The organism is uncultured Subdoligranulum sp. (genome assembly GCF_937890665.1).
The window spans coordinates 1-6,244 of the sequence record NZ_CALADU010000111.1 but is presented as its reverse complement, the minus strand read 5'-3'; the positions used below and the strand labels follow the sequence as shown (position 1 = coordinate 6,244).

6 protein-coding genes and 1 pseudogene are annotated in these 6,244 nt (G+C 56.7%); 1 reads left to right on the top strand and 6 read right to left on the bottom strand.

What is annotated here, in order from left to right; genetic code table 11:
- The 6 genes from Q0526_RS06705 to Q0526_RS06680 form a co-directional block, all read right to left on the bottom strand.
- Window positions 1-2,504: DEAD/DEAH box helicase (locus Q0526_RS06705; RefSeq protein ID WP_298731851.1), on the bottom strand; the 2,504-nt coding region annotated here is incomplete at its 3' end.
- A gap of 181 nt (window positions 2,505-2,685) precedes the next feature.
- Window positions 2,686-3,189 carry an SH3 domain-containing protein gene (locus tag Q0526_RS06700; RefSeq protein ID WP_298731849.1) on the bottom strand — a complete coding sequence of 168 codons (504 nt, stop codon included), beginning with the start codon at window positions 3,187-3,189 and terminating at the stop codon, window positions 2,686-2,688.
- Window positions 3,190-3,202: 13 nt separating this feature from the next.
- Window positions 3,203-3,796 (bottom strand): aminoacyl-tRNA hydrolase, encoded by a 594-nt coding sequence (pth, locus tag Q0526_RS06695; RefSeq protein ID WP_298731847.1) that lies wholly within the window; start codon window positions 3,794-3,796, stop codon window positions 3,203-3,205.
- Between the two features lie 55 nt (window positions 3,797-3,851).
- Window positions 3,852-4,220 (bottom strand): YccF domain-containing protein, encoded by a 369-nt coding sequence (locus Q0526_RS06690; RefSeq protein ID WP_298731845.1) that lies wholly within the window; start codon window positions 4,218-4,220, stop codon window positions 3,852-3,854.
- Between the two features lie 25 nt (window positions 4,221-4,245).
- Window positions 4,246-4,518 carry a hypothetical protein gene (locus Q0526_RS06685; protein ID WP_298731843.1) on the bottom strand — a complete coding sequence of 91 codons (273 nt, stop codon included), beginning with the start codon at window positions 4,516-4,518 and terminating at the stop codon, window positions 4,246-4,248.
- 2 nt (window positions 4,519-4,520) lie between these two features.
- Entirely contained in the window at window positions 4,521-5,258 is a 738-nt protein-coding gene (locus Q0526_RS06680; RefSeq protein WP_298731841.1) for a UDP-N-acetylglucosamine diphosphorylase, read from the bottom strand.
- A 343-nt stretch (window positions 5,259-5,601) separates the two neighbouring features.
- Here Q0526_RS06680 and Q0526_RS06675 point away from each other — a divergent pair.
- A pseudogene (locus tag Q0526_RS06675) lies at window positions 5,602-6,244 on the top strand (PEP/pyruvate-binding domain-containing protein); the annotation flags it as partial.

Below are 6,244 nucleotides of genomic sequence, written 5' to 3'. Positions count from 1 at the left end.
CATTCGTTGATGGTATCCCCCCGGTTGTGCAGATAGTAGACCTGCCCGCCACGGGCCAGTTCCTTGCGGATGGCCTCCGACACAATGCCCTCGTCGTATTCCAGCACGTAGGTTTCTACCGGTTGCCGTTCAAAAGGCGGTTGTTCGATGGTGCTCATATCCCGAATGCCGGACAGCGCCATATTTAAGGTGCGGGGAATGGGGGTGGCAGACAAGGTCAGCATATCCACCCCGATAAAGGCTTCTTTGAGCTTCTCCTTGTGTTTGACACCGAAGCGCTGCTCCTCATCAATGATGACCAACCCTAAATCCCGGAACTTCACATCATCAGAGAGCAGGCGGTGGGTGCCTACCACGATGTCTACGGTGCCCTCTTTTAAGCCGCGCAGGGTTTCCTTCTGCTCCTTGCTGCTGCGGTAGCGGGAGAGCAATCCAATGCGGATGGGGTAAGCTTCCATCCGGGCAATGGCCGTGTTAAAGTGCTGCCAAGCCAGAATGGTGGTGGGGGCCAAAATGGCACACTGTTTGCCGCCCATCACACATTTGAAAGCAGCGCGCAGGGCTACCTCGGTTTTGCCCACGCCCACGTCACCGCAGAGTAGGCGATCCATGGGCCAAGGCTGTTCCATATCGTGCTTGATGTCCGCCGCACAGGTTAGCTGGTCGGGGGTCTCCTCGTACGCAAAACGCTGTTCGAAATCTCCCTGCCAAGTATCGTCGGCGGGGAAGGCGTAGCCCTTGGCCTGCTTGCGGCGGGCGTAAAGCTCGATAAGCTCTTTGGCCATGGCCTCGGTGGCAGCCCGTACCCGCTTGCGGGTCTTGGCCCAGTCGCTGCCGCCCAGACGGCTCAGCTTGACGTTGTCCCGATCCCCCGGCGCCGTATAGCGGGACAGCAGGTCCAACTGGGTAACGGGGACGTAGAGCACGTCTTTTTTATCGTATTCAATGCGCAGATAATCCTTGGTCACGCCCTGTACGGCCATCCGTTGGATGCCCGCATAGCGGCCAATACCATGGTTCTGGTGGACGACCAAATCACCCGGCGAAATCTCGCTTAGGCTGTTCAGGGCATCCTTGTTGCGCTTTTTCTTTTTCTGGGCGGTACTTACGCCGAAAGCTCGCGCCGTGAATACCGCGTACTTGGCAAAGGGCAGACTGCACCCGGCGGAAAGCTGCCCCGGCAAAATCTGCACCAAACCGGCGGCGGGGGGAACATCCTCTTCGGTGGTTACGGTAAGTCCTTTTACACGCAGGTCGGCGGCCAGACCGGCCGCGGCGCGAGGCGTACCGGCCAGCACCGTGACAGCGGCTCCGCCGTCGCAGAGGGGCTGCAAATCTTCCAACAGATGGGCGACTTCACCGCTCCAAGAGGGGAGCGCATGGGCCGGTGCGTTGACAATCTCCTTCAACTTTAAGTCCGGCATGTTGCGGGCAAAGTTTTCGGCGCAGATGGTGCGGCAGCGCGCCGGCTGGGTCCACAGCCACGGGGCGTCGGCATACAGCTTGTCAAGACCGGCGGCTAAGACGCCATCGTTCAGCAGCGTGGTCAGTTCTTCGCCACGACGATAGGCGGTAGCGCGCTGGGCCTCTCGCAGAGAAGCGGGCTCCTCCAGCACGAGGATCGGATCTTCCAGATAGTCCAGCAGAGTGGCGGGTTCCGGATACCGTACCGCCCAATACTTGTCTAGGTTCACCGGCACGGCGCCGCCATCCAGTTGTGCCAACTCGGGGGCCATGCAGGCTTCCAATGCGGTGCGCTTTTTACCCCGCTGCTTTTTCAAAAAGGCGCGCAGCAATTCTGCCGCGTCAGCAGGGGCGCCAAACAGCACTTCCCGGGCCGGGCTGACATAGATCTTTTCTACCGGATCCTCTCGGCGTTGGGTGGTCAGATCGAAGGTGTGCATCGTGTCGATCTCGTCACCCCAAAACTCCATACGTACCGGCAGCTTCATGTCGGGCGCATATAGGTCGACAATGTCTCCGCGGATGGAGAACTGTCCGGGACCATCTACCTGTGTACGGCGGGTATAGCCGGCACCGTGAAGCAGCGCGGTCAGCTCTGTGCGGGGTAGGGAATCGCCGGGACGCAGCGTGCGGGTATTGGCACAAAAATCGGCCTTGGGTGTGGTGTATTGGGTCAGCGCTTCCTCCGACACACAGACGGCCCGCAACCGTCCTCCCACCAAATCTCCCAATACGCCCAGACGCCGGTACTCATATTCCCGGGATGTCCCTTCGATGGGACGCAGTACGTAATCTCGGGTGGGAAACACCGCGGCTGGGACTCCCAGCGTATTCAGATCTGCGGCAAAGCGGGTGGCTTCCGCTTCACCGGGGGTCACAAGGCAGAGCGGGCGGTCCAACTGGGCGGACAGCGCGGCATAGACCAGCGCACGGCCCGAGCCGGGCAACCCAAATAAGGCGCATGCCCCCGGTTCGGAGAGCGCATGCGCCAATTTTTCATATTCTTTGGTTTGAAGTAAACGAGCGGTAAATAGTTTCATACAAACGCAGTAGCCACCATTGACGCCCCGTCCACCTCAAGATAAGGGGGCGGGAACGTTTGGAGTTGCAGCTCATAGATCGTGGAAGGGAAAACCACCGGGAATCTGCCGGGAAACGTCGGGTTCCGCACACAGCGGCGGCTCCTTCCGCTATAAAGATTCAGGAAAGCACAATGACGAATTAGGCGGCGTTCAGATATTCCTTGGCCAGCCAGCCGTACTGTCCTTCGTACTGAACCACGACCCAGGTTTCGTCGGCATTGGTGCCCAGCGCAGTCACAGCTGTACCGGCGGGGATCTGGGCAACCTTATCAAAATCGGTGCCGGGACCGGCGCGCAGATTCATGTTGGAATCCGGCGTAACGGTAAAGTTGGGCTGTTCGCCTTCGGCATAGACCGTGGTGGGCTGTTCAGACAGGCCGTCGAAATTGACGGGCGTGGGTTCCGGCGTAGGCTCGGGCGTGGGCTCTGCCGCTTCACTGGAGGAATCTCCCTCGGCGGGCAGGCTCTCGCCGGAATCTTCCGACAACGTTTCACTGGTGGTAGAAGAGGTGCTGTCCGGATCGGCGGTTTCGCTGCCGTCAAAGGTGCCGGTCAACAGCAAAAAGCAGAACACGATGGTGGCGATCAGCACAATGGCGCACAGCAGCAGACGAATCATTGCTTTTTTACGAAGCGAGCTCATGGGTCTATCTCCTTTAGCGATTAAATTTGTTTTGTGCATACTGTAAGTTGCCGTCCATCAGCAGCTTGCAGGCCTGTTCAATGTCCGGGTAACGGTCGGTCACCGCTTGACGGTCCTCGGGGGGGAGCTTGCCCAGCACCCAAGCGGCCAAATCATATTGGGGATTGGGTTTGGCACCGATGCCGATGCGGATGCGATAGAATTCTTCGGTGCCCAGACTGGCGATGATACTTTTCAGGCCGTTGTGACCACCCGCCGAACCGTGGGGGCGAATCCGCAGATGTCCCGGCTGTTGGGTGATGTCGTCGCAGAGGACAATAATATGATTGGCCGGAATTTTGTAAAAGTTGGCGGCAGGGGCAATGCTCTGACCGCTGAGGTTCATATATGTAAGCGGTTTGAGCAGCACCACTTTGTGCTCGCCGGCCTGTGCGGTGCCGTATAGGCCCTGCCATTTGCTTTTGTTCAAGTCGCAGCCCCATGCCTTGGCCAGATGATCCAGAGCCTCAAACCCGGCGTTGTGGCGGGTGCCGTCATATTTCGGTTCGGGGTTGCCCAATCCGGCGATCAGCCAGTCGGCCCCGGAAGTATTGCTGAAAAATGGCATAAAAAATCCAAAACGCTCCTTCATGAAGTTTCTGTGCAGAGAGCATCCGCTTCTCTCAGGCGGTGACAACAACCCGACTACCGAAAGGGAAGAGGGCCAACCGGGCAATTTTGAAAAACTGCAACCCGAACGGGATCCCGACGATGGTCAAGCAGAGGACGCAGCCCCAGATGGCATGGCTGATGGCCAACGGCAGGCCGGAGAGCAACAGCCATAGCAGGTTGAACAGCAAAGACGGTGCACCGCCTGCATAAAGAATCTCTTTCCCAAAGGGGAAAAGACTTAAATTGGCAAACTTAAAGCACTGCATTCCAACCGGAATGCCGACGATGGTAATGCACCAGAACAATCCGGCCAATGTCCAGCTTAAAGCGCTGAACAGTCCACCGAATAGACACCAAAGCAGATTGCCGAGAAAACGCATACCGGAATATCCTTTCTAATAAGGGTTACAGGTTGTGCAGTCGGCCCTGCAAAACCAACTGTGCTTTGGTCAGGTCAGCCTTTTTGACAAAAATTTGATACTCGATGCTGCGGTCCATTCGCTCTCCCACCGAATACATCGTGCCGGTGCGTCGGGAGGCACTGCTGAAATTCACCGTTCGGGTGCGGCAGGGGATTCCTTCCTTTTGCAGCATCTGCAAGACCTGACTGTATTGCACGGCATCAAAGGTGCATACGAGTTCCTGCCAGCCGAGAATCGTAAACAAGATGGATAGCATACTCAACCATCCTTTCGCTTGTCCGCCTCCAACTTTTGCTTTTTGGCAATATACTTTTCCAGCTTATGTTCGCCCCAAGCGCTGACGTTGACCTGTTTGGCACGTTCAATGCCCAGTGCTCCGGCGGGTACATCTTTTCCGATGGTGGAACCTGCCGCCGTGAAGGCGTGGTCGCCCACCGTAACCGGCGCCACCAGATTGGTGTTGCAGCCAATGAAAGCATAATCCCCAATGGTGGTGTGGAACTTGCCTTCGCCATCGTAGTTGCAGGTGACGGTGCCGCAGCCGAAATTGCAGTACTTACCCACCGTGGCATCGCCAATGTAAGTCAGATGGCTGACGGTGTTGCCCTCGGCGAAGTCGGCATTCTTGGTTTCCACATAGGCGCCCAGATGGCAGCCTTCGGCAGTTTTGGTGCCGGTGCGTACATGGGTGAAGGGGCCGATCTTGTTGTTGGGGCCGATGTGGCTCTGGTAGCACTGGCTGGCATTGATGGTCGAGCCGTCCTCCACCACGGTGTCCTCCAGCAGGGTGTTGGGTCCGATGACACAGTTGGTGCCAATCACGGTTTTGCCCCGCAGGATGCACCCCGGCAGAATGACAGCGCCGGGGGCGATCTCCACTTCGGCATCAATATATACGTCACGGCTGATAAACTCCACGCCGTTTTCCAAATGACGTTCAAACGTAGCGGCATAGCGCTGCTGTGCCAGCTCGAAATTTTCTTTGGCGGTAGGCATCAAGGCGTCCTCCTTACATATTACTATACCTTGTTGCTATTGTACCCCACGCGGGCGATTTTCGCAACCCGAAAAAGGGCGGGAAACACAAAAAAGCAAAACTTAAAGCATAAACAAAAAAAGAGCGGCGCTCGAACAATTTCCGAACTTTCCGCCCAGTATATTTTACACGATTTTTGTGCAAATTGCAATACCTTAGGGAGAAAAGTTTGGTTGTTTTTCAGCGAAACTATTGAGCATTTTTTTAACAATCCACTGGAAATTCGATTTGGGGTCTGTTATAATGGACTTTGCAAACACGAACGTTGTGATGCAAACACGTAACCGTTTTTGGGAGGTTAGTATGAGCAAGAAATTCTTGTACCTGTTCAAAGAGGGCCATGACGCCTTCGGCGGCGACCAGACCACCATGAAGAACATTCTGGGTGGCAAGGGCGCTGGCTTGGCCGAGATGACCCACGCCGGCATGCCGGTTCCGCAGGGCTTCACCATCACCACCGAGGCCTGCACCCAGTATTATGCCGCGAGATCAACGAAGAGATCAAGGCTGACATCTTCAAATACATGGGCATTCTGGAGGAGCAGACCGGTAAGACCTTCGGCTCTGTGGAGAACCCGCTGCTGGTTTCCGTCCGTTCCGGTGCCCGTCAGTCCATGCCCGGCATGATGGATACCATCCTGAACCTCGGCCTGAACGATCAGGCTGTGGAAGGTCTGGCTAAGAAGACTGACAACCCCCGTTTTGCCTATGACTGCTACCGCCGCTTCATCCAGATGTACTCTGATGTTGTTATGGAGCTGGGCAAGAGCTTCTTTGAGGAGCGCATCGACGCCATGAAGGAGCGCAAGGGCGTGACCCAGGACGTCGATCTGGACGCCGACGATCTGAAGGAACTCGTCAAGGAGTTCAAGCAGATCTACCGCGAGAAGCAGGGCAGCGAGTTCCCGCAGGACCCCAAAGAGCAGCTCATCGGCGCCGTCAAGGC

Excerpts from the sequence above, each read along its gene's own strand:
- Q0526_RS06700 (WP_298731849.1), bottom strand. The coding sequence starts at position 3,189 with ATGAGCTCGCTTCGTAAAAAAGCAATGATTCGTCTGCTGCTGTGCGCC.
- Q0526_RS06690 (WP_298731845.1), bottom strand. The coding sequence starts at position 4,220 with ATGCGTTTTCTCGGCAATCTGCTTTGGTGTCTATTCGGTGGACTGTTC.
- Q0526_RS06685 (WP_298731843.1), bottom strand. The coding sequence starts at position 4,518 with ATGCTATCCATCTTGTTTACGATTCTCGGCTGGCAGGAACTCGTATGC.
- pth (WP_298731847.1), bottom strand. The coding sequence starts at position 3,796 with ATGCCATTTTTCAGCAATACTTCCGGGGCCGACTGGCTGATCGCCGGA.
- Q0526_RS06680 (WP_298731841.1), bottom strand. The coding sequence starts at position 5,258 with ATGCCTACCGCCAAAGAAAATTTCGAGCTGGCACAGCAGCGCTATGCC.